Origin of the sequence: Flavitalea plasmicola, from assembly GCF_030546645.1 — a bacterium.
Lineage (GTDB): Bacteria > Bacteroidota > Bacteroidia > Chitinophagales > Chitinophagaceae > Puia.
In genome coordinates, this window is record NZ_JAUOTO010000004.1 from 265,027 (window position 1) to 289,863 (window position 24,837).

General features: G+C 51.0%; 19 protein-coding genes and 6 tRNA genes. 18 read left to right on the plus strand and 7 right to left on the minus strand.

All coding sequences use genetic code 11. From position 1 onward, the window contains the following. Positions 1-33 precede the first annotated feature (33 nt). Positions 34-107: transfer RNA gene (locus tag Q4E93_RS15315), tRNA-Ala, on the minus strand. A gap of 160 nt (positions 108-267) precedes the next feature. On the opposite strand from Q4E93_RS15315, the gene Q4E93_RS15320 reads away from it, so the two are divergent. After that, positions 268-438 carry a DUF6728 family protein gene (locus Q4E93_RS15320; RefSeq protein ID WP_303586618.1) on the plus strand — a complete coding sequence of 57 codons (171 nt, stop codon included), beginning with the start codon at positions 268-270 and terminating at the stop codon, positions 436-438. Here Q4E93_RS15320 and Q4E93_RS15325 read toward each other — a convergent pair. Beyond that, a complete protein-coding gene (locus Q4E93_RS15325; protein ID WP_303586619.1) occupies positions 425-1,624 on the minus strand; it encodes a lipid-A-disaccharide synthase in 1,200 nt (399 codons plus the stop codon). The two genes, Q4E93_RS15320 and Q4E93_RS15325, sit on opposite strands and share 14 nt — an antisense overlap. Positions 1,625-1,707: 83 nt before the next feature. On the opposite strand from Q4E93_RS15325, the gene Q4E93_RS15330 reads away from it, so the two are divergent. The 3 genes from Q4E93_RS15330 (at position 1,708) to Q4E93_RS15340 (ending at position 5,924) form a co-directional block, all read left to right on the plus strand. Next, the gene (locus Q4E93_RS15330) at positions 1,708-3,003 is read left to right on the plus strand and encodes an aminotransferase class V-fold PLP-dependent enzyme (RefSeq protein WP_303586620.1); all 1,296 of its coding nucleotides are present in this window, start codon (positions 1,708-1,710) and stop codon (positions 3,001-3,003) included. A 108-nt stretch (positions 3,004-3,111) separates the two neighbouring features. After that, the gene (locus tag Q4E93_RS15335; RefSeq protein WP_303586622.1) at positions 3,112-4,434 is read left to right on the plus strand and encodes an APC family permease; all 1,323 of its coding nucleotides are present in this window, start codon (positions 3,112-3,114) and stop codon (positions 4,432-4,434) included. Positions 4,435-4,472: 38 nt separating this feature from the next. Then, on the plus strand, positions 4,473-5,924 hold the full coding sequence (locus Q4E93_RS15340; RefSeq protein ID WP_303586624.1) for a glycoside hydrolase family 125 protein: 1,452 nt from the start codon (positions 4,473-4,475) through the stop codon (positions 5,922-5,924). A gap of 43 nt (positions 5,925-5,967) precedes the next feature. Here the strand turns inward: Q4E93_RS15340 and tyrS are convergent, their stop codons facing one another. Next, the gene (tyrS, locus tag Q4E93_RS15345) at positions 5,968-7,242 is read right to left on the minus strand and encodes a tyrosine--tRNA ligase (RefSeq protein ID WP_303586626.1); all 1,275 of its coding nucleotides are present in this window, start codon (positions 7,240-7,242) and stop codon (positions 5,968-5,970) included. Positions 7,243-7,523: 281 nt separating this feature from the next. Between tyrS and Q4E93_RS15350 the strand changes: the two genes are divergently transcribed. The 4 genes from Q4E93_RS15350 to Q4E93_RS15365 are packed head-to-tail and all read left to right on the plus strand — an operon-like array spanning position 7,524 to position 16,480. Then, positions 7,524-8,630 (plus strand): putative type IX sorting system protein PorV2, encoded by a 1,107-nt coding sequence (locus Q4E93_RS15350; protein WP_303586628.1) that lies wholly within the window; start codon positions 7,524-7,526, stop codon positions 8,628-8,630. A 17-nt stretch (positions 8,631-8,647) separates the two neighbouring features. Beyond that, positions 8,648-13,744: a putative type IX secretion system sortase PorU2 gene (gene porU2, locus Q4E93_RS15355; protein ID WP_303586630.1), complete on the plus strand. Its 5,097-nt coding sequence runs from the start codon at positions 8,648-8,650 to the stop codon at positions 13,742-13,744. Positions 13,745-13,753: 9 nt separating this feature from the next. Beyond that, entirely contained in the window at positions 13,754-15,271 is a 1,518-nt protein-coding gene (locus tag Q4E93_RS15360; RefSeq protein WP_303586632.1) for an ArnT family glycosyltransferase, read from the plus strand. A gap of 33 nt (positions 15,272-15,304) precedes the next feature. Continuing rightward, positions 15,305-16,480, plus strand: a complete 1,176-nt coding sequence (locus Q4E93_RS15365; RefSeq protein ID WP_303586634.1) for a radical SAM protein — start codon at positions 15,305-15,307, stop codon at positions 16,478-16,480. A gap of 6 nt (positions 16,481-16,486) precedes the next feature. Here the strand turns inward: Q4E93_RS15365 and Q4E93_RS15370 are convergent, their stop codons facing one another. The 3 genes from Q4E93_RS15370 to Q4E93_RS15380 are packed head-to-tail and all read right to left on the minus strand — an operon-like array spanning position 16,487 to position 19,174. Beyond that, entirely contained in the window at positions 16,487-17,536 is a 1,050-nt protein-coding gene (locus Q4E93_RS15370; RefSeq protein ID WP_303586636.1) for a Gfo/Idh/MocA family protein, read from the minus strand. Further along, complete coding sequence (locus Q4E93_RS15375; protein WP_303586638.1) at positions 17,508-18,581, minus strand: glycosyltransferase family 2 protein; 1,074 nt, start codon at positions 18,579-18,581, stop codon at positions 17,508-17,510. The genes Q4E93_RS15370 and Q4E93_RS15375 overlap by 29 nt, the downstream gene beginning before the upstream one ends. After that, on the minus strand, positions 18,578-19,174 hold the full coding sequence (locus tag Q4E93_RS15380; protein WP_303586640.1) for a riboflavin synthase: 597 nt from the start codon (positions 19,172-19,174) through the stop codon (positions 18,578-18,580). The genes Q4E93_RS15375 and Q4E93_RS15380 overlap by 4 nt, the downstream gene beginning before the upstream one ends. Positions 19,175-19,302: 128 nt before the next feature. Here Q4E93_RS15380 and rpsU point away from each other — a divergent pair, with 128 nt between their 5' ends. Beyond that, positions 19,303-19,500 carry a 30S ribosomal protein S21 gene (gene rpsU / locus Q4E93_RS15385; RefSeq protein ID WP_303586641.1) on the plus strand — a complete coding sequence of 66 codons (198 nt, stop codon included), beginning with the start codon at positions 19,303-19,305 and terminating at the stop codon, positions 19,498-19,500. 46 nt (positions 19,501-19,546) lie between these two features. Here the strand turns inward: rpsU and Q4E93_RS15390 are convergent, their stop codons facing one another. Then, positions 19,547-20,629, minus strand: a complete 1,083-nt coding sequence (locus Q4E93_RS15390) for an acyltransferase family protein (RefSeq protein ID WP_303586642.1) — start codon at positions 20,627-20,629, stop codon at positions 19,547-19,549. Positions 20,630-20,702: 73 nt separating this feature from the next. Here Q4E93_RS15390 and Q4E93_RS15395 point away from each other — a divergent pair, with 73 nt between their 5' ends. The 9 genes from Q4E93_RS15395 (at position 20,703) to secE (ending at position 24,836) form a co-directional block, all read left to right on the plus strand. Further along, entirely contained in the window at positions 20,703-21,761 is a 1,059-nt protein-coding gene (locus Q4E93_RS15395) for a tyrosine-type recombinase/integrase (protein WP_303586644.1), read from the plus strand. 200 nt (positions 21,762-21,961) lie between these two features. After that, positions 21,962-22,261 carry an HPF/RaiA family ribosome-associated protein gene (locus tag Q4E93_RS15400; RefSeq protein WP_303586645.1) on the plus strand — a complete coding sequence of 100 codons (300 nt, stop codon included), beginning with the start codon at positions 21,962-21,964 and terminating at the stop codon, positions 22,259-22,261. A 411-nt stretch (positions 22,262-22,672) separates the two neighbouring features. Continuing rightward, a tRNA-Thr gene (locus tag Q4E93_RS15405) sits at positions 22,673-22,745 on the plus strand. A gap of 38 nt (positions 22,746-22,783) precedes the next feature. Next, a tRNA-Tyr gene (locus tag Q4E93_RS15410) sits at positions 22,784-22,866 on the plus strand. Positions 22,867-22,893: 27 nt separating this feature from the next. Next, positions 22,894-22,966, plus strand: a tRNA-Gly gene (locus Q4E93_RS15415). Positions 22,967-23,015: 49 nt separating this feature from the next. Further along, positions 23,016-23,087 (plus strand) — tRNA-Thr (locus Q4E93_RS15420). 196 nt (positions 23,088-23,283) lie between these two features. Then, the gene (gene tuf / locus Q4E93_RS15425; RefSeq protein WP_303586646.1) at positions 23,284-24,471 is read left to right on the plus strand and encodes an elongation factor Tu; all 1,188 of its coding nucleotides are present in this window, start codon (positions 23,284-23,286) and stop codon (positions 24,469-24,471) included. 87 nt (positions 24,472-24,558) lie between these two features. Continuing rightward, positions 24,559-24,630 (plus strand) — tRNA-Trp (locus Q4E93_RS15430). Between the two features lie 14 nt (positions 24,631-24,644). Next, positions 24,645-24,836 carry a preprotein translocase subunit SecE gene (secE, locus tag Q4E93_RS15435; RefSeq protein WP_303586648.1) on the plus strand — a complete coding sequence of 64 codons (192 nt, stop codon included), beginning with the start codon at positions 24,645-24,647 and terminating at the stop codon, positions 24,834-24,836. Position 24,837: the final 1 nt, after the last annotated feature.

Sequence of the window (24,837 nt, forward strand, 5' to 3'; positions counted from 1 at the left end):
AAAATAAAAAACCGGAGTGAAACTCCGGTTAAGTGGAGGTTACCGGAGTCGAACCGGTGACCTTTTGCATGCCATGCAAACGCTCTAGCCAACTGAGCTAAACCCCCTTTCACATTTCGGGACGGCTGTAGGCGACCGGCCCGGAATGGCCCATGGATCAGCCTGCGCGACAGGAAATCCGTTTGGGAGTGCAAATATAGAGGATTTTGGATTAAACAATTCAAAAATGGGGGTTGTTATCTACCTTTAAGATTCAATTTACTTTGTATGGGCGTGTGGAGACAAATTGCCGAGTATTTCTACATTAAGAAGAGGGATCCCAATGCGCCGCATACGCAATGGATGAAATATATGCACGGGATCAACCGGATCTCGCTATTCATGTTCCTCGTGGCCATTATCGTCTTAATTATCAAGCTGATCTTCAAGAAGCATTAAGGAATTGCAGGATGCTGTGAGCGGCATTGGCCGAGGCGTGCCCGCCCTGGCTGAGGAGCTCTTTCAGGGCCTTGTAATCGGCGCGGAGCTGTCTTTGCTTTTGGGGGTCGTTGAGGAGGACGTCGAGCTCTTTACGGAGGTTGTCAGGGGTGAGCTGGTCCTGGATCAGCTCTTTCACCACCAGTTTGTCCATGATGAGATTCACCAGGGAGATGTATTTGACCTTTATCAGTCTTCTGGCGATCTGGTAGGAGACGGGGCTGCCTTTGTAACAGACGATCTCGGGCACGCCGAAGAGGGCTGTCTCGAGGGTGGCTGTGCCTGAGGTGACGCAGGCGGCGCTGGCCTTGGAGAGAAGGGCATAGGTCTCGTTGCGAACGGAAGAGACGTTGGGATAGGCTTTCAGCATGTCCTCGTAGAAGGCATCTTCCAGGCCGGGCGCTTTGGCGACGATGAAGAGATGGTTGGGGAAGTGGCGGCACACTTCCAGCATGAGGGGAAGCTTTTTCAGGATCTCCTGGCGGCGGGAGCCGGGGAGCAGGGCGATGATGGGAAGAGCTGCAAGCTGCAAGCTGTTAGCTACAAGCGGTGAGCTGTGAGTGGAGAGCTGTGGGCTTTGAGCGGCGAGGGGATTGGTGGGGGTGAGGGTGTGCATGGTATGCAGGCGGTCATCGGCGAGGAAGCGGTCGATCACTTCCACCAGGGGATGGCCTACGTATTCTACTTCAAAGTTCCAGCGTCTGTAAAACTCTTTTTCAAAAGGAAGGATGACGAGCATCTTGTCCACGTGCTCCTTGATCTGCCGCACACGGCCCTCTTTCCAGGCCCATACCTGGGGGGAGATGTAATAAATAACTTTTATTCCCTGGCGGTGGGCCCATTTTGCGATGCGCATATTGAAGCCGGGATAGTCTACGAGAATAAGGGCGTCGGGTTGGTAGGCCTGAATGTCCTGGCGGCAGAATTCGAGATTCCGGAAAATGGTGCGGAGGTTGCTAAGGACCTCCACGAAGCCCATGAATGCAAGGTCTTTATAGTGCTTTACCAGTACACCTCCGGCAGCCGCCATCAGGTCGCCCCCCCAGCACCGGACCTCGGTCCGGGGATCGGCCTTTCTCAATTCTTTGATGAGATTGCTGCCGTGCAGGTCGCCGGAGGCTTCGCCGGCAATAATATAATACTTCATGGAGGGGCAAATATACGATTTGATGGAGGTTGGGTTGAGGGGGCCAGCTAATTTTTCGTTATATTGGATTCAAACAACCAAACATGACTGCAACCAACCGTCGCCGGTTTCTCGATACACTTGGAAAACTTTCCGCCACTGCGTTATTAAGTTCGATCACCCGGCCTGTATGGAGCCGCAACCTGGACAAGGCCCTTCAGCATGCGGGCGACCGGCTGCCGGGGGAACTGGCGGAAGACGAGGATTTCTGGTATTTTGTACAGCAGTCATTCACTACGTCCCCGGAGCTGATCAACCTCAACAACGGCGGGGTATCTCCCTCCCCGAAGATCGTGCAGGACGCCATGAAGCGCTATCACGACCTTTCCAATGAAGCGCCGAGCTACTATATGTGGAGGGTCCTGGACCAGGGCAGAGAGCCGCTCCGCAAGGACCTTGCCCGCATTGCGGGGACATCGCCGGAAGAGATCGCCATTCACCGCAATGCCTCCGAAGCGCTGGAGACGGTGATCTTTGGCCTGGAGCTGAAGGCTGGCGACGAGGTGGTGCTTTCCAAACAGGATTACCCGAATATGATCAATGCCTGGAAGCAAAGAGAGATGCGGGAAGGCATCAAGCTGGTGTGGATCAACCTGGACCTTCCCAGCGAAGACAATGACTACCTGGCCGGACAGTATACCAAAGCTTTTACGCCGCGGACGAAGGTGGTGCATATCACGCATGTCATCAATTGGAACGGGCAGATCCTGCCTGTGCGAAAGATCGCGGACGCAGCGCATCAACAGGGGATCGAAGTGCTGGTGGACGGAGCCCATTCCTTTGCACAGTTTGCCTTCACGATCCCTTCGCTTGGCTGCGACTATTTCGGAACGAGCCTTCACAAGTGGCTTGCCGCCTGCATTGGCAGCGGCCTGTTGTATGTAAAAAAGGAGAAGATCCCTGCGATCTATCCTCTTTTCGCCACACCGGAGCCCAGGTCCGGCAATATCCGGAAATTCGAAAGCCTGGGTACCCGCCCCTTTTTTATCGAGCAGGCGATCGGCAAGGCCATCGGCTTTTACGACATGATCGGGCCGGCCCGCAAAGAACAAAGGCTGCTGTATCTCAAGAACTATTGGATGAGCGCCGTTCAGCATGTCCCGAAGGTGAAGCTGCTGACTTCGCTGAAGCCGGGTTTTGGCTGTGCCATCGGAATGGTGAGCGTCGAAGGTAAGAAGCCATCCGAGCTGGAGACCTTTCTCTGGACGGAATACAGGATCCATACGGTGGGCATCGACTGGGAGAACCTGCATGGAGTGAGGATAACGCCCAACGTATATACGACGACCAGGGATCTCGATCTGCTGATCAAGGCGATCGGAGAGTTCACGAAGGCGTGAGGGCGCAACCAGCTGCAAGCCACAAAGGGGAGAAGAAGTTACGTGCTGAGCAGGATGTGAAGTTTTTCACCGATATTCGCTGATCAGAAAGGACGACAACGACAGCCTATGCCCTCACCTCAACTGAAGCGGGAAATCGGATTACTACAGGCGACTTCTATCAACATGATCGATATGGTGGGCATCGGCCCCTTCGTCATGTTGTCACTGGTGATCCAGATCGTGGGCAGCAATCTCTTTCTCTGGGCATGGATCTTCGGCGCGGTGACGGCCCTGGTCGACGGCGCGATCTGGGCGGAACTGGGAGCGGCCTATCCGCTTGCCGGCGGCAGCTACAATTTCCTGAAGGCGGCTTACGGAAAAAAATGGGGACCGCTGATGTCGTTCCTCTTCGTCTGGCAGACCTGTCTGCAAGCTCCGTTGGTGGTGGCTTCCGGCGCCATCGGCTTCTCACATTATTTTGGATACCTGGTGCCCCTGGGGGAAGCAGGAAGAAAAGCCGTCTCGGGGACCATCGTCGTACTGATCGTGCTGCTGCTGTACAGGAATATAAAAACGATCGGAAAGATCTCGGTATTCCTTTGGGCGGGGGTGATCATCACCATGCTATGGATCATCATCAGCGGCTTTATGCACCGGACGGTGCCGTTTACATTCATGCCTTCAGGAGATCAATCCATGTTCACCGGGAGCTTTGCGATCCTGCTGGGCCAGGCGTCAGGCAAAACGATCTACAGCTACCTGGGCTATTACAATGTCTGTCACCTGGGCGGAGAGATCCGTGAGCCGGGGCGCAATATCCCCCGCAGCATCTTTATCTCCATCATCTGCATTGCGGTGCTTTACCTGTGCATGAACCTCAGCGTGGTGGGCGTGATACCCTGGCAGGAGGCCATGCATTCGGATTTTGTGATCAGCATGTTCATGGAGAAGATATACGGCCACAGGACGGCCATGGTGGCTACGGGACTGGTCCTATGGGTGGCATTCGCCTCGCTGTTTGCCGTTGTGCTGGGCTATTCGCGGGTGCCCTATGCGGCAGCCGTCGACGGGCACTTCTTCCCTTTTTTCGCCCGGCTGCACCCGACGAAAGCATTTCCCTATGTTTCACTGCTGTTCATCGGCGCCTTAGGTTTTCTTTTTAGCATTCAGCTAAAACTTGAGCACGCCATTAGCGCCATTTTAGCAATGCGGATCCTGGTGCAATTCGTTGCACAGGCGGTGGGCGTGGTGGTACTCCGGCGAAGAGAGGGAACGAGGTACCTGCCTTTCAGGATGTGGCTCTATCCCTTGCCTGTTATACTTTCCGTGGGAATATGGTTGTTCGTATGGGGGGCGACGGGAAAGTTTGCATTCTATGGTCTGGCGCTGGCGGCCATCGGGGTAATAGTTTTTTACGTGACGAGAAATAGATGGAAAAAAATAACGTAGGTTTACGGCCTCTTAAAAACTGAAATTTTATTTGCTGTATGGAACGCAGAACCTTTCTTCAACAGAGCACACTGGCTGCCGCGGGATTTTTAGTCAAGCCATCATTCGGACATGCAAAGGATTTTCCGGTGGTCCGGATCCCGGAAGCGCAAAGGAAATTTAAAAGTAAGTCGGTAGAGAAGATCATCCGGGAGGTGAGAACGAATATCGGGAACAAGGAGATCGGATGGCTCTTCGAAAATTGCTTTCCCAATACTTTAGATACGACAGTGGAGTTCGAGGTCATCGGCGGCAAGCCTGACACGTACGTGATCACAGGCGATATCGACGCGATGTGGCTGAGGGACAGCAGCGCCCAGGTGTATCCCTATCTCTCGCTGTGCAAGGACGACAAGGACCTGCAGCAGCTGATCAGGGGTGTGATCCACCGCCAGGTGAAATGTATCCTCAAGGATCCCTATGCCAATGCCTTCTACAAAGATGAAAGCAAGGTAAGCGAATGGAAGAGCACCGATGTCACGGATATGAAGCCGGGTATCCATGAACGGAAATGGGAGATCGACAGTCTCTGCTATCCCATTCGCCTGGCGTTTGGATACTGGAATGAAACAAAGGACACTTCTGCTTTTGACCAGGACTGGCTGGAAGCGATGCGCCTGGTCTTAAAGACATTCAAAGAGCAGCAACGTAAGGATAACGATGGTCCCTATAGCTTCCAGCGCAAGACGAGTTGGGCGACGGACGGCGTGCCCCTGGGCGGCTATGGATACCCCACCAAAAAAGTCGGTCTCATCCATTCCATGTTCAGGCCGAGCGATGACGCCACGATCTACCCGTTCCTGGTGCCTTCCAATTTGTTTGCATTGAGCAGCCTTCGCAACCTGCGAACGATTGTGGAAGCTCTGGGTAAAGGCAAAGAGCTGGTAGAGCCTTGCTTTGCGCTGGAGAATGACCTGATCAAGGCGCTGGGTGAACACGCGGTCGTGACGCATCCTATCTATGGCGAGGTGTTTGCCTACGAAGTAGATGGATTCGGCAACCATACTTTTATGGACGATGCCAACGTACCCAGCCTGCTGGCCCTGCCCTATCTGGAGTCGACTGCCTTTGGGGGCGACCTGTCAGTGCTGCGTGCTGAAAAAAGAGGATATACCGTCTATCAGAATACAAGGCGGATGCTGCTGAGCGAGTCCAATCCTTTCTTCTTTAAAGGCAAGGCTGGAGAAGGTATCGGCGGTCCGCACGCCGGACTCAACATGATCTGGCCATTGAGCATCATCGTACGGGGCCTTACCAGCCACGATCCGCAGGAGATGTCACTCTGTCTGAAAATGCTGCAGAAAAGCCATGCGGACACGGGGTTCATGCATGAGTCTTTCCACAAGGACGATGTGGCGAAGTTCACCCGGAAATGGTTTGCGTGGGCCAATACCCTGTTCGGCGAATTCGTGCTGAAGACGTACCGGGAACGGCCGGCGTTATTAAGCTAGCAGGGTACAGTGCGATAAGGACGAATAGGCTGGGGTTGGCGGACTAGGAATGTGCCAGCACCAGGTGGAAGTTCTTTCCTTTTTTAATGAGAATATATTTTTCCTTTAACAAATAGGATGCGTCGATGATGGTCTTGGGATCGGTGATCTTTATTTCATTGATGCTGACACCGCCCTGCTGGATCATCTTCCTTGCATCGCCTTTACTGGAGAAGAAGCTGCTGCCACATTCGGCCAGGAAAGTGACGACATCCACAGGCCATGCGCTGGTGAATGTGGAGGAAGGGATACCGCTGCCCAGCAAAACATTATCATCGGAAGTGTTGATGAAGTTGATGGGGTCTCCGCCGTAGAAGCCTTTGCTGGTATTGACGATCTGTTCGTATTGCTCCGTACCATGCACAAAGACGGTGATCTCTTTGGCCAGCCTTTTCTGCAGGAGACGCTGGTCGGGCGCTGTACGGTGCTGTCCGATGAGCGCTTCGATCTCTTCCTGCCCCATAAAAGTGAAGGTCTTTATCCATTTCTCTGCGTCGGCGTCAGTGGAGTTGAGCCAGAACTGGTAAAATTCATACGGCGTGGTTTTGGTGGGATCCAGCCATACATTGCCTTTTTCGGTCTTTCCGAATTTGGTTCCGTCTGCTTTGGTCACCAGTGGACAGGTGAAAGCAAAAGCTTCCCCGCCAGCCTTGCGCCGGATCAGCTCTGTGCCAGTGGTGATATTGCCCCATTGATCACTGCCTCCCATCTGCAGCTTTGCGTTCTTATTCACATATAACCAGTAAAAGTCGTAGCCCTGCACCAGTTGGTAGGTGAATTCGGTAAAGCTCATCCCGTTTTCGCCTTCGAGGCGCTTGCGGACGCTGTCCTTAGCGGACATATAATTGACTGTAATGTGTTTGCCTACGTCCCGGATGAACTGGAGGAAGGTGATGCCTTTGAACCAATCATAGTTGTTCACCATTTCCGCTGCATTGGGGAGAGAAGGGGAGAAGTCCAGGAATTTCTTCAGCTGGTTCTTTACGCCTTCGAGGTTGTGGTTGAGGGTGGCTTCGTCCAGGAGGTTCCTTTCCTCGCTTTTGCCGCTGGGGTCGCCCACCATTCCGGTGGCGCCGCCCACCAGTGCAACAGGCTTATGACCAGCCTTTTGCAGGTGGACCAGCAATAAGATGGGCACGAGGCTTCCAATATGCAGGCTATCGGCTGTGGGATCGAAGCCGATGTAGCCTGTGGTCATTTCTTTTGACAGTTGTTCTTCAGTGCCCGGCATAATGTCCTGGATCATGCCTCTCCATTGTAATTCAGCTATTAAATTCATGTTGATAATCAATCTTTTGTAATTGATGCGCCCATGCTTTTCCATAAGCTGGAACACTTAGGCGAACGGCGCAAAAGTACAGTATTTCGGGTACAATAATCTGAATGAAAGGGCGTTATACCTGACAGCCTGTAGTGGCCTTTTTAAGGGCCGTCGCCGGCGGAAAAATGATCCATAAACCCCTGGAAAGCATCCGTATAAAAAACCATAACCATAGGCTTATGCTGAAAAGACTGGAGGGGTGGCTGTATAGGGGAACCCTAAAGACATATATGAGTCAGATGACCAAAATTTGCCCTTTACTACTTGTCGGATCGTTTTTGTGTTTTTCCGCATCTGCTCAATTCACGAAGTATTCAAATGAATTCCTCAATATCGGCGCCGGGGCCCGTGGCATGGCCATGGCTGGCGCCCAGGCGGCCAGCGTCTCTGACGGCACGGCCGGCTATTGGAACCCGGCTGCTCTCGCGGATATCCGGGATCATCCGCAACTGAACCTGATGCATTCGGAATATTATGCAGGCATCGGCAAATACGATTTTGCCAACCTGGTGCTGCCGCTGAAGGACAACAAGAGAACGCTGGGCATAACGGCATTGCGATTTGCCGTGGACGATATTCCCAATACGATATTTCTGGTACAGCCGGACGGAACGGTGAATTTCGACAATATCACTACGTTCTCTTCGGCTGACTATGCTTTTCTCTTTTCTCTTGCGCAGCGGGAGGATCTGGGCAATGGGAAGCATATCAACTTCGGGGCGAATGCCAAGGTGATCCACCGGGTAGCGGGCAGCTTTGCCTCTGCCTGGGGTTTTGGATTTGATGCGTCGGTGCAGATCATCGGCAATCGCTGGAAAGCGGGGATCGTCGCCAAGGATATCACCACTACTTTCAATGCCTGGTCGTACAATATAGATACGGCGATGCGGCAGGTGTTCTATATGACGCAAAACGAGATCCCCACCAAGTCGACGGAGCTCACGGCTCCGCAGCTGATCGTGGGGGGCAGCTATAATTTCAGGTTGGGAAAGAAATTGAACCTGCTGGCTGAAGCCGACCTGGACATCACCTTTGACGGACGCCGTAATACCGTGATCAGCACCAACCCTGTGAGCATCGATCCGAAGCTGGGCCTGGAGCTGTCCTTTAAGGATGTATTTTTTGTCCGTGGCGGCATCAATAATTTTCAAAAGGCGCTGGACGACAAGGATACGACCAATCAGAAGAAGCTGTGGATCTACCAGCCCAGTGTAGGGGCCGGGTTCAAGGTAGGGGATGTGCAGATCGATTATGCATTCACCAATCTGGCCAACCAATCTTATCCACTGTATACGCATGTATTTTCACTCAGGATAGATTTGAAGAGAAAGGAAAAGAAAAAATGAACCGAAATCCCAAACGTATGAAAACATTTTTTACTGTTTTTCTCTTAATGGTGACGGTAGGTCTCTCCGCCCAATCGTACAACAATGAATGGATCGATTTCAGTAAGACCTATTATAAGTTCAAGATAGCTTCCAACGGCCTTTACCGGATCCCCCAGTCCGTGCTGGCAAGCGTGAACCTGCAAAATGTGCCGGCGGAACAATTCCAGCTATTCCGCAACGGACAGGAAGTGCCTGTCTATACTTCCGTGGCCAGCGGTCCATTGGGCACCAATGATTATATCGAATTCTGGGGGAGGATGAATGACGGTGCGCCGGACCAGGTGCTGTACAGGAGCCCTACCTACCAACATACGCAGAAATGGAGCCTGGAAACGGATACGGCTGTCTATTTTCTGACGGTGAAGACCTCGGGCGCTCCTTTTCATTTTACCAATGCCACGAACGATACTACGGGCACCCTGCTCACGGCGGAGCCTTATTTTTTTCATAAGGCGGGCACCTATTTCAAGCAAGGGGGGATCAACCCCGGCTTTGCGCAGGTGGTACAGCAATATATCTATTCTTCCTCGTATGACATCGGCGAATTCTGGGCGTCGAGCTTTATCAAGCCTGCAACGCCATTGACGGATGGCCAAAGCAACCTTTATGCGTATACCGGGGGGCCGGATGCGACGCTGAGCTTTGGGATGACGGGTTGTGCGGACAATAGCCGATCTGTGCGGGTGACGCTTAACGGCACGACGATGGTAGATACGACCATGGACAGCTTCTATGACATGATAACCACGAAGCCTGTATCGATCAGTCAGCTCAGCAGCAATTCCATCAGCGTACAATTTATCAACAACTGCTCCAATTCGGAGGATAGGACGGTGGCTTCTTTTTATGAGCTGAACTATCCCCGTCAATTCAATTTCGGGGGGCAGCCCAATTTCTTTTTCGAGCTGCCGGCAAAGGGCGCGGGTTATTTCCTGAAGATAACGAACCTTGCTATGTCGGGTGGCAATACACCTGTATTATATGACCTTACGGAAGGCCAGCGTTATACGGCGATTGTCGGGCCTGGCAGCACCTTATCGTTCCTGCTGAGCGGGTCGGCCTATACACGGAGGCTGGTGCTTGTGAATGAAGATCCGGCCACGGTGAAGACGGTGACGTCCCTAACCGCCAGGACCTTTACGAACTATGCCAGCACCAGCAACCAGGGTAATTACATGATCATCAGCAGCCCATTGCTGTACACCGGTTCCAGCGGGAATAACCCGGTCGTGGACTATAAGAACTACCGGAGCTCTCCTGCCGGGGGCAGCTTTAACGTGCATATTTATGACATTGACGAACTGGTGGACCAGTTTGCTTTCGGCATCAAGAAGCACCCCCTGTCCGTACATAATTTTCTGCGGTATGCCCGGGCTACCTTTAGCGTCAAACCGGAGTTTGTGCTGCTGATGGGGCATGGCATGACCTATAATGACTACAATACTTACAGCGAGACGCTGAAGGATCCCCTGGCCGACAAGCTGAATATCATCCCCACTTTCGGTAACCCGGCCTCGGATAATAAGCTAAGCGCAAACAATGTACTGGATGGCGTACCCGAAACGCCGATCGGGAGGCTGTCCGTCGTAAATGGCGCCGAAATAGAAGTTTATCTGAATAAGCTCAAACAGTATGAGCAGGTGCAGGCTACGGCACCCAACACGATCGACGGGCGGCTGTGGATGAAGAATGTGCTGCAGCTTACCGGGGTGAGCGAACCTTTCCTGGGGACGATCCTGTGTAATTATATGTCCGTATATAAAGGGCTCATTTCCGACAGCCTTTTTGGCGCCAAGGTATATACGTTGTGCGAAGGGAACAGCGGGACAGGCAACCAGCAATCAGCAGGGCTTATCGCGAACCTTTTCAGCGGCGGTTTCAGCATGCTGAACTATTTCGGCCATTCCTCGAACACTGTACTTGGCTATAACCTGGACGATCCCAAGGATTATGACAATAATGGAAAATACCCGGTGTTCTTTATCAATGGTTGTGACGCGGGGGATTTCTTTGTATACAATAACCAGCGTCTTAACGGATCGATGACCTTGTCGGAGCTATATCTCCTTACGAAGGACAAGGGTTCCATCGCCTTCGTCGCCAGTACGCACTTTGGTATCGTTAATTACCTGAACCTCCTGTTGTATGGGTTATACCAATTAATAGATCAGCAGGATTACGGCAAGCCCCTGGGGATCATCCAGAAGGATGCATTGCAGCAGTTGGTGTCCACCGCTCCCGGCGATTACTTCGCCCTCCTCCATTCCGAAGAGATGACGACGCACGGGGATCCTTATCTCAGACTGAACCAGGCCAGCATGCCCGATTATGACATTGAAGCTTCCCAGGTGGTGGTCAACCCCAGTTTTATTTCCATCAGCAATACTACTTTTAACCTGAACGCCCGATTCTATAACCTGGGCAAGTCGGTGTCGGACTCCGTGGGCATAAAGGTGCAGCGTCAATTTCCCGATGGGACCACGACCGTGCTGATGAACAAGAAGATAAAAGGCCTTATCTATTCCGATTCCATCCAGCTTACGATCCCCATCAGCGGATCGAAGGACAAAGGCCTGAACAAAATAATCATCACCGTCAACCCGGATAATTCCATTCCGGAGGTGACGTATAGCAATAATTCCTATACCGCGGAGGTCTTTATTTACCAGGAAGGGATAACGCCGGTGTATCCTTACAACTACGCTATTATCAATGACCCGAGATCCAAGCTGACCGCGTCTACGGCCAATCCCCTGGCGCCCCTGACGCAGTATGTAATGGAGATCGATACTACCCAGCTGTTTAATTCCGCCCTGAAAGTATCGAAATCCAATAGTTCCATCGGCGGTGTACTGGACTTCGATCCCGGGATCGTGTATATGGACAGTGTGGTATATTACTGGAGGGTGGCGCCTGTGCCGGCGAATCCGACCGACCAGTATAAATGGAGCATCGCTTCTTTCACCTATATTAACCCGGCAAAGAGCAGTCCCGGATTCAATCAATCTCATTATTTCCAGCATCTGGGGTCTACGATCGACAGCATGCAGCTGGACGCGAGCCGGCAATGGAAATTCAACGCTACCACCAATAATTTATACCTGAGAAATGCCATGTATGGTTATTCGGGAGCTACCGCCGACCAGGAGTGGTCTGTGGCCGTGAACGAAAACCCGTATATCATGAGCGCCTGTCTGGGGCACTCCCTTGCTTTCAATGTATTCGATCCTGTAACCATGCAGCCGTGGAAGAATGTGGACAATAACGGCAATAACCTTTACCTCAGTGGCAGTGCGGCTGCCAATTGCGGCTCAGGCAACAGAAGGAACTGGAATTTCGAGTTCTCCTATATGACTCCTACCAGCAGGAACCTGATCATGCGGTTCATGGATAGCATACCTGACGGTTTTGTAGTAGCCATCCGCAGCTTTGACTATGATAAATACGCCCCCTATAATTCCTATTCCAGCACATGGAGATCGGATACGGCTTTGTTCGGGCATGATAAATCATTGTACCATTCCTTGTTGAATGCGGGGTTTTTAGAAATAGACTCGATCAATAAGATCAGGGAATGGCTAATGGTTTACAAAAAGAACGATAATACGCTGACTCCCCGGTATAAGTTTTCCGATAGCACCGAAAAGATCACCCTATCCGTGGATATCCCGGGCGTGCAGCACTCAGGAAACGTAGTTTCCCCCGTGTTCGGACCAGCCAAAAAATGGAGCTATCTGCATTGGCGGGGTCACGATCTAACCAACCCGGTGACGGATACGGTTGGCATAGAGGTAACGGGTATCGATACGCTGGGCAATCACGTCGTGTTATACAATGTGCCCCGCGGAACGCAGGACCTGGATATCTCTACCATCGTCGAAGCGAAATTGTATCCCTATATCCAGCTGAAGCTAAATACATCAGACAGCATCAAGGCGAAGCCTTACCAATTGGACTACTGGCGGCTGAACTATACCCCAGTGCCCGAGGGAGCGCTTGCGCCAAATGTTTTCCTTAAGTCGACGGATACCGTTCAGCTGGGCCAGCCCCTAATTTTTTCCATCGCCTTTAAGAATGTCAGTCCGTATGCATTCGACAGTATGCGCATCAAGATGTTTATCCTGGACAAGAGCAATGTGTCGCATCCGATCCAGCTTCCCAGGAGGAAACCGCTTATCAGCGGCGATACGCTGACACTGAGCTATACCATCGACACGAAGGCATACCCGGGCGCCAACAGGTTGTATATAAACTTTAACCCGGATAATGACCAGCCTGAGCAGTACCTTTTCAATAACTTCCTTTACAAGGATTTCTACGTAGTGGGGGATAACAGAAATCCTTTTCTGGATGTTACATTTGACAATGTACACATTCTCAATGATGACATCGTATCGGCAAAGCCTCATATACAGGTGAAGCTCAAGAGCCCGTCCCAATATAATTTGCTGACGGACACATCCCTGATCAAGGTGCAGCTGAAGTTCCCGGATGGTTCGATACGAACTTATCATTTCAATTCGGATACCGTGAAGTTCACTCCGGCGTCCAGCTCTTCGAACAATGAGGCTACCGTGGACTTTATGCCACAGTTCCTCACGCAGTACAATGCCAGCGGGGATGATTATGAGCTGATCGTTACCGGGAAGGATGAGCTGGGCAACACGGCCGGGACCGCGCCCTACAGGGTCAGCTTTAAGATCATCACCAAGCCGATGATCTCGAATATGTTGAATTATCCTAATCCTTTCACTACTTCGACGGCTTTTGTCTTCACTATCACCGGCAGTGATGTACCCCAGAATATCAAGATCCAGATATTGACCATTACGGGAAAGATCGTAAGGGAGATCACCAAGGATGAGCTGGGCCCGCTGCATGTAGGACGGAACATTACTGAATTTAAATGGAATGGCACCGATGCGTATGGTCAAAGATTGGCCAATGGAGTATATCTTTACCATGTGGTGACGAACCTGAACGGAAAATCGCTGGATAAATACAAGGCGGCCGGAGACAACACAGATAAATTCTTCAATAATGGCTACGGTAAAATGTATCTCATGAGATAGGATAAAACTATGCTGGATAAACTATCAAGGCCACTTTCCAAGAACTGGCAGGTCCTATTGTTCTTCTCGCTGGCTGGATTGTTGCTATATCTGCCGGTGTTGGGAAATGTGTTCTTAACGGATGATTATGCAGCATTGTACCGGGTATCAGTCAGAAAAGAGATCCTGCATAAGGGTTTTTTCCGGCCATTGATCGATGTAACCTTCTGGTTTAATTATCTTTTCTCCGGCCTGCATCCCCGCGGCTACTATCTATTCAACCTGGCCTTGCATGTGGCGACGAGCTATATGGTATTCAAGGTGGCATTGGATATGCGTTTTTTTTCAGACGAGCGTCGCGAAGCACTCGCGTGGACAGCCGGCTGGCTCTTCCTGTTCTACCCTTTCCATAATGAGAGCATTGTCTGGCTTTCCGGGCGACTTTCTTCCATAGCGGCGCTGTGCGCTTTGGTGGCTATCCACTACAGTTACAGGAGCCGCCCTCCCTGGAATTGGATCCTGCCTGGTCTGGCCATGCTGACCGGGCTGCTGGCTTATGAATCGATCGTCATGCTGCCGCTGATGATCTTCCTGCTGACCTGGCAGAAACGGGGAGAAAGGCGTGCCTTCTTAAGAACCGTCTATGGCTGGGTGGGAGTGGTCGTATTGTATCTGCTCATCAGGTATTTTAGTGTTGGCACGCTGTTGTCCCGGCATAAAAGCGAGGCTATTGTTACCGGGGGGTGGCATGCGGGCGTTGTACGATTGATCAAGTCGGCGGGGAGATGCTTTCTGCCTCCCATAGAAGCGACCGGGATCTCGATCATTGCCTTTTTGATCGTCTGCATCGCGGTGGCAGCCGTCCATATTTTGCTCTGGCGGCGGCGGAGAACGGACGAGCCATTCCTGCACCAGTATGTACGGACAGGCGGCGTATTGGCGCTGTCGATGGTCCCCCTGGTGTCATTTGGCGTCAGCACCAGGACGTCCGAAGGCGACAGGCTATTATATTTTCCATCCTGTTTTCTATGCATCATGGTAAGCGCCTTGTTGTTTGTATTTGTAAGGGAGCAGCGGCGGCGATTGCTCTTGACGGGCGTCATGATCGCCGGGAGCATTTTTTTTCTGGAGCGTAACAACCAATTGTGGGTAACGGCATCAAAGGCATCGTCGTCGGTGACGGAAGTGATAAAGGGGGCAGGAGGCAGGAATGTCATCCTGATCAATATGCCGGATGAAATGGAAGGGGTGCCCGTGTTTAGAAATAATTTTGCCAACTACCTGATGGTGAATAAGGCCGACACCGGCAAGGTGTATGTGAACAATTACCTGCTGAGGCTGGATTATTTACCTGTGAAGGGCAATATCCCCGTAACGGAAAAAGCGGAAGGATCGTTTATTTATCCCTGCACCCTGATCAGATCAGACAGCGGAGGGCATTATATCGTTGAGAACCTGCGAAATGGCGCTAAAAAGGTATTTTCCGGCGACAGCACGGTGGTCTGCTACTGGGATAAATCACAATTGAAAAGCTTAATTTTGAAGTAAGTGGTACTGGCCCCATGCCAGTAAAAACACATTATGTTCCAATTATCGGATTATGCGGGAAGAGGGTACAATTTGATCCATAACCGGCTGTTCCCCGGGCGGAAAAGGCTTTCATCCCTGATGATCTATGCTACGGACCTGTGTGATTCGGGCTGCAAGCATTGCCTGATATGGGCAAAACGGCCTGTCAAATATCTTCCATTTGATGTGATAGTAAAGCTCATGCGCAGCAAGTGCGTGCATGCTTCCACGATGGTGGGGCTGGAAGGAGGGGAGTTCCTGCTGCATCCCGAGGCGGACCGCATACTGGAATGGTTTTCCAGGCATCACAGGAATTATGATCTTTTTTCGAATTGCCTGAGACCTGAGAAACTGATAGAGGCCGTGAAGAAATACAAGCCTCACCGGCTGTATATTTCACTGGATGGCGACCAGGATACCTACCTGCATATGCGGGGCAAGGATGGGTACGAAAAGGTGCTGCAGGTCATAAGAGAGGTGAAGGACATCGTACCTGTGTTCGTCATGTTCACGCTGTCGCCTTACAATGATTTCGGGGACCTGAAGCATGTAGCTGCCATTTGCAGGGAGCACAAGGTTTTCCTCAGGGTGGGCATATACAATAACATCCCTTTCTTCGATACGATCGAGGACGCGGGGCAGCTGGCGTTCGGGCAATTGAAGAACAGCGAGGTGCTGACCTATACCAAAGCGAAGGAGATGCAGGACCGCAAGCGTTCCGGTGAGGCCGCGGAAGAGGTGGCAGGAGGGAAAGCGACAGTGGGGAGGGGTGATTACGCAAGCCTTATTCCGGAGGAGATCAGGGAGTACAGCGAGAACTATGACTATATCAGGCTTTACGAGCAATGGTCTACGAAGAAGATCCGGCTGGGGTGCAACAGCATCCTGGATAGCCTGATCGTGCTGCCCGACGGGGATGTTCCTTTATGCCAGCATCTCAGCAACCGGCTGGGGAATATTTATGAGATAAGCCTGGATGAGGCGTTCAATTCTCCGGCAAGCAATAAAACGCAGCACCATTATTCGGCCAACTGTAACCAGTGCTGGGTGAGCTATCACCGCAAGTATGATATCATTCTTTACCGGACCTTTGAAAAATATTTCGGTAGATGGGCCGCGTCGAAAATGCTGGGCTATTACAAGTGGGATGAGGACGAGACGCTTTCCTACAAGGATGTGGTAGGGTGAGGGAAGTCATCCTGCCCTGAGCGTCTCCATCGTCTGGTAGACATTTACCAGGGAGGGCAGATCGTTCTTCGGCTGGCTGGCCGCGTGACCATTTCCCTCCACCAGAGAGACAAAGGTGCTGACCTCATCATAAAATCCCTGTGTCACGAGTGTATTCAGGTCCATGGCTGGCGTCATAGTGGGGCCGGCCGAGTAATACTCCTTTGTAATGGCGGGTTGACGGAGCAATCTTTCTGAAGGAATGTTCAGCAGCCGGCGGGGCAAAGGCTTTTCCGTGACGTTGCCCGGGTATTGTATGAGGAGGGCGCCCTTTTTTGTATTGACGGATATGCTTTCGAAGGCGGGATTCCAGGAATAATGCGTGGAAAGCTGTAACAGGCCTGATGTGCCGCCGGCGTGCGTCACATGCATTTGGATCGTAATGCCTGTCTGGTCCTTTTGATTGGAAAACGAACTGATCGTATAGTCACCGAAGAGGAAGCGGCAATAATCCAGGGGGTGGATGAACAATTCTGTAAAAGGATCGCCCTGGGGGTAGGGGCCTGTATGAAACTGATAGATATATCCTGCCGCCCCGCGGCTTTTTCCCTGTGCATACCTGTTGCCGGGCCAGTGTCTGCGCTGCAGGCCCACTTTACATATGACGTCCGTATTCAGCCGGATGAGCTCCTGCAGCTGGGAAAGGTCTGAACAAGGAGGCTTGTCAATGAAGACGTTCTTTCCCGCCTTCAACAAGCTGGCGAGCAACCCATAGTGCGCTGCCGGCGATGCGCAGACGAATACCCCGCTGACATCCTGGTCGTTAAGGATATCTTCGATCCGATGGGTGAAAGTGCAGCCTGGAAAAAGGGGGGACATCCTGCTGCTCCAATCCGAGGATTTGGTACAAATGTATTTCAGGGAAATATTAAAATGCCTTAGAAGCGGGTAGAAGTTCGATAAGCTATGGGTCCCAACGCCAATGAAGGCATATTTTTTTTGCGAGCCGAAGAGCGGGGATCGAAAGAATTTCTCTTTTCGAAGCTCGTTATATTTTTTGAGAAGCGCCGGGAGCATGAAGGATGTTTGTTTGTCCCACAAGTTCAGCAAATTTTCTTTTATTTTTCAGAAAATAAGGGAAGAGGATCGTGCCTTTGTAGATGCAACTTTTCTTTTTCCATCCTTTTGGCTGCTGGTTTTTTTTATCCCTGTAAAATATCAGCCATTTAAAATAGGAGAAGGCGGCTTTTGCCATGGCCTTGCTGATGCCGGGGTCGTTGTGAAACAGGAAATAAAAGTATCCAAAAAAGTCTGTTACCAGGCGAATGCTGACCAGGGCAGCTGCGTGGAGAAAGGGGAGGTTCCTGGAGAGCAGGATATAATTGTTCCGGAAAGTGAGAAATGTCTTGAGATAGTTCTCCCATGAAAGGGAGCCTCCGCCTATGTGGTATACGACGGACTGCGGGCATGCATAAATGGAATAGCCGATGTTGCGGACGCGCCAGCAAAGGTCAATATCTTCCTGGTGCATGTAATAATAATCATAGAATCCGCCCACTTTGCGGAACAGTGCCGCGCTGAAGCACATACAGGCGCCTGTGGCCCAGAAGATCTCCTCAGTGGCATCATATTGTCCGTGGTCCTCTTCGATGGTGGTCAGCACCCTGCCTCTTGCGAACGGGAAGCCCAGCCTGTCTATCCAGCCGCCGCAGGCGCCTGCATATTCAAACATCGACCTGTTGTCGAGGGACAGGAGCTTTGGCTGGCAAATACCAATGTGCGGGTTGTTTTCCAGCAATGCGATGAGGGGTTCGATAAAGCCGGGTGTGACCTGTATGTCCGAGTTGACGAGAAAGTAGTAGTCCGTATCTATTTGCCCGAGGCCGAAATTGTAGCCGCTGGCATATCCCAGGTTGTCCTTCATGGGCAGCACGTGAACGGAAGGAAATTCCTGCCGCAGCATTTGCAGGGAGTCGTCTTTCGAATCGTTGTCTATGACGTATATATGTTTGTTGGCATAAGTAGCGTTCAGCAATGACGGCAGGAACCTTTTGAGGTAATGAGACGTGTTCCAGTTTAAGATCACCAGTGCTACAGATGGGGCGGCATTCATATGGATCATTCAGGCAAATTACGTTGTACGAGCCGGGAGACATACTTTCCGATCATATCGAATTCAATGTTTACCTCCGTGCCGGGAACAACGGATTGGATATTGGTATGTTCATAGGTGTAAGGGATGATCGCCACATCGAATTTTCTTTTCTTAACGTTGAAGATGGTGAGGCTGGTGCCATTGATCGAAATGGAGCCCTTTTCAATGACCAGGTGGCTGAATGCTTTGGGGAATTCAAACCTGTACTGCCAGCTGCCATTGAGGTCTTTTTTTTCCAGGCAGACGGCGGTGGTATCCACGTGTCCCTGAACGATATGGCCATCCAGGCGCCCATTCATGGCCAGGCATCTCTCCAGGTTTACCAGGTCTCCTGCCTGCCAGGAAGCCAGGTTGGTCTTATCCAGGGTTTCCCGGATCGCGGTGACGCGATGCGCGTTGTCTGCAATTTCTTCTACTGTGAGGCATACGCCATTGTGCGACACGCTCTGGTCAACTTTTAGTTCCCCGGAGATGGGGGATTCTATCCAAAAAACCTTATTGGTGCCATTGGATCCAGCGGTGCGGATCTTGCCGAGAGATTCGATTATTCCAGTGAACATGGAACGCAATTTCGCGAAATTCCCCCTGATATTTCAATTTTTCGGATTTTATTGTATATTTGCAATCCGTAAGAAATGGGGTAGGTGAAAGGCCCCAGGTTCAATTACTTAAAGGAGGTATAAAAATTATGCTGATCATCGATAGTAAAGATTGCGAAAACATTGACAAGGCCCTCAAAAAGTACAAAAAGAAATTTGAGAAGGCTAAGATCCTGATACAATTGCGGGAGCGTCAATCCTATACCAAGCCTTCGGTCAGAAGGAGGGGAGAGGTATTGAAGGCTGTTTACAAGCAGCAGGTAGCCACCGGAAAGTTCGAAATTTAGGAGATTCCTCTTTATAAATTACTGGTATAGGCCGTCTAATGACGGCCTATACGTGTTTTTGTCCCACCTTGTTCTTCCATTGTAAAGCCTTTGACTCCACCCAATACCAGGACCCCAGGGCAAAGGGTAGTGAAAACAATATATCCAGAAAAAAGACAGTTGTCGGCGACTTCAAATGTAAATTATTGATTATCAATTGTTCCATTGGGAACGCGAAAATGTACATCCCATAGGAAAGATCTGGCCGGGGGGTGAGCTTTGTGATCCACGGAAGGCGGCTGGTCGCCAGGTAAAGCAATACGGGGGGAAGGAGGATCAGCGATCCGATCCTGCAGAAGAACGGAACGGCTATCAGGAGGTAGCAGGCCGGGAGGACGAGCAGGAGCCAGCGGTCCGAGATCATAATATGTTTGCTGAAGCGATTGCACAGCATGCCCAGGAGAAAGAACACTGACAGGTCGCAATAGGGGAGCCTGAAATGTTTTCTGAAATCGATCATTCCAGGTGATTGCACCGAGTACAGGTACCAACTGGCTGACGCGAGCAAAACGATAAGCGAGACAATGAGCGCTGTTTGTATTTTTCTGTTCTTTATATATCCCGCCAGCATCAGGCCTGCGTAAAGCTTGAGCTCCAGGCTAAGGGTCCATAGGGAGGGGTTGATAGCCGGGCCCAGCGGGGACTGCCCGAATACGCCGGGGAGCTCGTAGTATACTCTTACCAGCAGGCAGGTGCGCAGATACTGGTAGAACAGGGGATGCCGGAAATAGGTATACAGATCCAGGCTTGTCACCAGGGGGCCCATTACGCAGGCACACAGGACCACTGCCACGATTGCGGCAGGGTAAAGCCTCAGGACGCGTTTCCATACAAAATTCAAGCGGGAAGGGCTTTGATCAAGGCTTCGGGAGACCAACAGACCGCTGAGGAAAAAGAAGATCCGGATGCCGAGCGTGCCTGCCCTGAGATATCCGGAAGACAATTTGAATATGGGGTCATCATTGCCATAGCAATGGGCCATGACGACCAGTAAAGCGGCGGCCAGCCTGATGAGATTAAAATTATTCTGTCGCCTGTCCCGGAGGTGGTCCGAAAGCGGCTGACCTTTATTTAGCCATGTCCATTTCAATAGCGGGAATTGTCTTAAACAGGGATTCCGAAGGTTTGAATCTGCAATTTTAGTAATTTAGGTGGTAATAACAATGTTTCCTTTGGAACTGGCAGTCGAATCTTTCATAGGGTATCTGACTTTCGAGAAGCGGAGTTCTGCTCATACTATCCGCGCTTACCAGGACGACCTGGTGCAATTCTTCGACTTTATGGCTTTACAGTATGGGGAGGTATCCCTGGCGGCTATTACGCCTTCATTTATCCGGAGCTGGCTGGCGTCCATGAAGGATGGCGGCATCAGCAGCCGGAGCATTAACCGGAAGATATCCACGCTTAAATCCTTTTTTAAGTACCAGATCCGTTGTGGCGTTGTGGAGCAGTCTCCCATGGCGGCTATCACCAGTCCCAAGGCGGGCAAGCGGCTGCCTGTTTATGTGGAGCAGCAGGACATTGCCCTGCTATTCGGTCAGCTGGTTTTCCCGGACGACTGGGAAGGGTGGACGGACAGGTTGATATTGGCGGTTTTTTATCACACCGGCATCCGTTTGAGCGAGCTGATCCAGCTGAAGGAGCGGCAGGTGGACCGGGGGAACCGGTGCATCAAAGTGTTGGGAAAGGGGAATAAGGAGCGGATCATACCCATTGGCGCCTGGCTGATGGGGGAGATCGCCGGTTATTGTCAGAAGAAGGGGGGGAGGGAGGAGCTGCAAGCTGCAAGCCACAAGCTACAAGCGGGGAAGGAGGAGCTACGAGCTTCGAGCGGTGAGCTGCGAGCGGGGGAGGGGGAGCTACAAGCTGCAAGCGACAAGCTACAAGGGAGGGAGGGGGAGCTACAAGCTGCAAGCGACAAGCTACAAGGGAGGGAGATGGATAGGGAATATTTGTTTGTCAGTAAGAAGGGGGTGAAGCTATATCCTAAATATGCGTACCGGGTCGTTCGAAAGTACCTGGGGCAGGTGACGACCATCGAGCAGAAGAGCCCGCACGTGCTACGGCATTCTTTTGCCACGCATCTTGTCAATAGCGGGGCGGATCTGAATTCCGTCAAGGAGCTATTGGGGCATGCCAGCCTGGCGGCCACGCAGGTGTACACGCATAATACGATTGAAAAGTTAAAAGAAGTTTATCTGAGGGCCCATCCCAAGGCATAAGATTATACAGGGCTTAAATTGTCTTATGAGGTTAGTATTTAACGTTTTTAATTTGGAAAAGCAGGCCTGAAAGAGTAACTTCAATGTACCGCCTTATCCTCACCAGTATCACGCACAACGATGCCGAAGGCATCATGTACCGCACTTCCTCAGCAGGAGAGTTCTTTTATTTATTGTTCACTGATTAAAATGGGATTGTTATGAACGTTAGAATTCAGACAGTGCACTTCGATGCAGATGGAAAACTAGTAGATTACGTAACAAAAAAAATGACAAAATTAAGCACCTTCCATGACAGGATCATTAAAGTAGATGTGTTTTTGAAGCTGGACAATGTAGTCCACACGATCAAGGACAAGATCGCAGAGATCAGGGTCCATGTTCCCCGCCACCACTTTTTCGTAAAATGCTCCTCAAAATCTTTCGAAGAGTCTTTTGACAGCGCCTTCGAATCATTGGTCAATCAGGTAAAGAAGAAAAAAGAAAAGCAGCTTGCATAGTCCCGGAATGAGCTGACGCTGATTCCAGGAAGGACCTCCCCAGGAGGTCCTTTTGCATTATGTCCTGATCGGTGCTACCGGTCAGGGAGACCTCTCCTGAGGTCTTTTTGTATTAAGTCCTGATCGGTGCTGTGATCAGGGAGACCTCTCCTGGAGGTCTTCTTGTATTATGTCCCGCAAGGTTAGACGGAGGGGAGGATGCGTCTCTTTTTGGGAGAAACCGGGGGATTGAAAGGGGGTGGAAATCCGTTAATTCAAGGAACTGAGATTTAGATAGTAAAAAAAAGGATTGAAAATTTTTGAATTTAACAAATTCACGTACCTTTGCCTTCCCAAAAAAAGCAGTAGATCAGTGCGATAGGAGAGAGAACAACGGGCCTTCGGCCAGAAGCCGGGGAAGTTTTTTGACAAGCCAAAGTAGCTCAGTTGGTAGAGCAACTGATTTGTAATCAGTAGGTCGGGGGTTCGACTCCCTTCTTTGGCTCTTCGGGAGGCGGGATATCCGCCTCAAAAACAAATGCCGGGCAAGTAGCCAAGTGGCCAACGGCAACAGACTGTAAATCTGTCCTCTTCGGAGTTCGGTGGTTCGAATCCATCCTTGCCCACGTTAAGTTCTTTAGATTTGTCGCAATGCGGAAGTAGCTCAGTTGGTAGAGCGACAGCCTTCCAAGCTGTAGGTCGCGGGTTCGAACCTCGTCTTCCGCTCAGAAATGGAGTTAGATCCGGATTGACTCACCAATGGATCGACCAACAAGCCGTTGTAGCTCAGGGGTAGAGCACTTCCTTGGTAAGGAAGAGGTCGTGAGTTCAATTCTCATCAACGGCTCTGAAGTCCGGACGAACCGAAGGTTCGTTGTCCGAAGGACAGAAATAAGATTTTGTGACGCAATTGGATTAAATTCAAAAAGATCCAATTGCGAACATCTTGAGTAAGCGTAAGAAGTTTTGTAAAGACACCGGAGACTGGCCCGGATAGGGGAGCCGGACAATATTTTAAAACACAACTATTAAAACAGATAACAATGTCAAAAGAGACCTTCAAGAGGGACAAACCCCACGTTAACGTTGGTACTATCGGTCACGTTGACCACGGTAAAACAACTTTGACTGCTGCTATCACCTCCATCCTTGCCGGAAGGGGTTTGGCAGAAGCAAAAAAGTATGATGAGATCGATGCCGCTCCTGAAGAGAAGGAGAGGGGTATTACCATCAACACAGCTCACGTTGAGTACCAGACGGCTAACCGTCACTATGCTCACGTGGATTGCCCGGGTCACGCTGACTATGTGAAAAATATGATCACCGGCGCTGCCCAGATGGACGGAGCGATCCTGGTGGTTGCTGCTACTGACGGCCCTATGCCTCAGACGAAGGAGCACATTCTTCTGGCTCGCCAGGTAGGTGTTCCCCGTATTGTGGTATTCATGAATAAAGTTGACCTGGTGGATGACCCCGAGCTGCTGGAACTGGTGGAAATGGAAATCCGCGAGCTGCTGTCTTCCTATGGATTCGACGGCGACAACACTCCGATCATCAAGGGTTCTGCTACAGGCGCCCTGGCTGGAGAAGACAAGTGGGTAGCCGCTATCGACGAGCTGATGGCAGCTGTTGACAGCTACATTCCCCTGCCTCCCCGCCCTGTTGATCAGCCCTTCCTGATGTCTGTTGAAGATGTGTTTTCCATCACTGGTCGTGGTACTGTTGCCACTGGCCGTATCGAAAGAGGTCGTATCAAGGTGGGTGAAGGTATCGAGATCGTAGGTCTGCAGGATGCCCCTCTTACTTCTACTGTAACAGGTGTTGAAATGTTCCGCAAGCTGCTGGATCAGGGTGAAGCCGGTGACAATGCAGGTCTGCTGCTCCGTGGTATTGAAAAGACCCAGATCCGTCGTGGTATGGTGCTTTGCAAACCCGGTTCTATCACTCCTCACACTGAGTTCAAGGGTGAAGTATACGTACTGAGCAAGGAAGAAGGTGGTCGTCATACTCCTTTCTTCAACAAGTATCGTCCTCAGTTCTACTTCCGCACGACGGACGTAACGGGTGAAGTTACTCTGCCCGCTGGTACTGAAATGGTTATGCCTGGCGATAACACTTCTCTGAGTGTTGTGCTGATCCAGCCCATCGCCATGGAGAAAGGTCTGAAATTCGCTATCCGCGAAGGTGGCCGTACAGTTGGTGCCGGACAGGTGACTGAGATCGTAAAATAATAAGATAATTTTTATATCTTTGTAATGAATCTAAAAGCTGTTCCGAAAGTCCTTCGGGATAGCTTTTAGCTTTCTTAGACGGCATACACGGGCATAGTACAACGGTTAGTATAGAGGTCTCCAAAACCTTTGATCTGGGTTCGAATCCTAGTGCCCGTGCAACATAAGTAATCATGAACAAAATCACGACATACTTCCGTGAGTCCTATAAGGAACTAATGGAGAAAGTGACCTGGCCGTCATGGGCTCAGCTGCAGCAATCGACTGTGATCGTGTTGGTGGCTACCCTGCTGATCACGGCGTTGGTTTGGGTCATGGATCTGGCATCCAGCTCTGTATTACGTTTTGCTTATTCGTTATTCTAAA

Coding starts and splice junctions, on each gene's coding strand:
- Q4E93_RS15325 (WP_303586619.1), bottom strand. CDS start 1,624: ATGAAGTATTATATTATTGCCGGCGAAGCCTCCGGCGACCTGCACGGC.
- Q4E93_RS15375 (WP_303586638.1), bottom strand. CDS start 18,581: ATGATCCATATGAATGCCGCCCCATCTGTAGCACTGGTGATCTTAAAC.
- Q4E93_RS15400 (WP_303586645.1), top strand. CDS start 21,962: ATGAACGTTAGAATTCAGACAGTGCACTTCGATGCAGATGGAAAACTA.
- secE (WP_303586648.1), top strand. CDS start 24,645: ATGAACAAAATCACGACATACTTCCGTGAGTCCTATAAGGAACTAATG.
- Q4E93_RS15320 (WP_303586618.1), top strand. CDS start 268: ATGGGCGTGTGGAGACAAATTGCCGAGTATTTCTACATTAAGAAGAGG.
- Q4E93_RS15370 (WP_303586636.1), bottom strand. CDS start 17,536: ATGCTCCCGGCGCTTCTCAAAAAATATAACGAGCTTCGAAAAGAGAAA.
- Q4E93_RS15380 (WP_303586640.1), bottom strand. CDS start 19,174: ATGTTCACTGGAATAATCGAATCTCTCGGCAAGATCCGCACCGCTGGA.
- tuf (WP_303586646.1), top strand. CDS start 23,284: ATGTCAAAAGAGACCTTCAAGAGGGACAAACCCCACGTTAACGTTGGT.
- porU2 (WP_303586630.1), top strand. CDS start 8,648: ATGAAAACATTTTTTACTGTTTTTCTCTTAATGGTGACGGTAGGTCTC.
- Q4E93_RS15360 (WP_303586632.1), top strand. CDS start 13,754: ATGCTGGATAAACTATCAAGGCCACTTTCCAAGAACTGGCAGGTCCTA.
- tyrS (WP_303586626.1), bottom strand. CDS start 7,242: ATGAATTTAATAGCTGAATTACAATGGAGAGGCATGATCCAGGACATT.
- Q4E93_RS15365 (WP_303586634.1), top strand. CDS start 15,305: ATGTTCCAATTATCGGATTATGCGGGAAGAGGGTACAATTTGATCCAT.
- Q4E93_RS15350 (WP_303586628.1), top strand. CDS start 7,524: ATGACCAAAATTTGCCCTTTACTACTTGTCGGATCGTTTTTGTGTTTT.
- Q4E93_RS15395 (WP_303586644.1), top strand. CDS start 20,703: ATGTTTCCTTTGGAACTGGCAGTCGAATCTTTCATAGGGTATCTGACT.
- Q4E93_RS15335 (WP_303586622.1), top strand. CDS start 3,112: ATGCCCTCACCTCAACTGAAGCGGGAAATCGGATTACTACAGGCGACT.
- Q4E93_RS15330 (WP_303586620.1), top strand. CDS start 1,708: ATGACTGCAACCAACCGTCGCCGGTTTCTCGATACACTTGGAAAACTT.
- Q4E93_RS15340 (WP_303586624.1), top strand. CDS start 4,473: ATGGAACGCAGAACCTTTCTTCAACAGAGCACACTGGCTGCCGCGGGA.
- rpsU (WP_303586641.1), top strand. CDS start 19,303: ATGCTGATCATCGATAGTAAAGATTGCGAAAACATTGACAAGGCCCTC.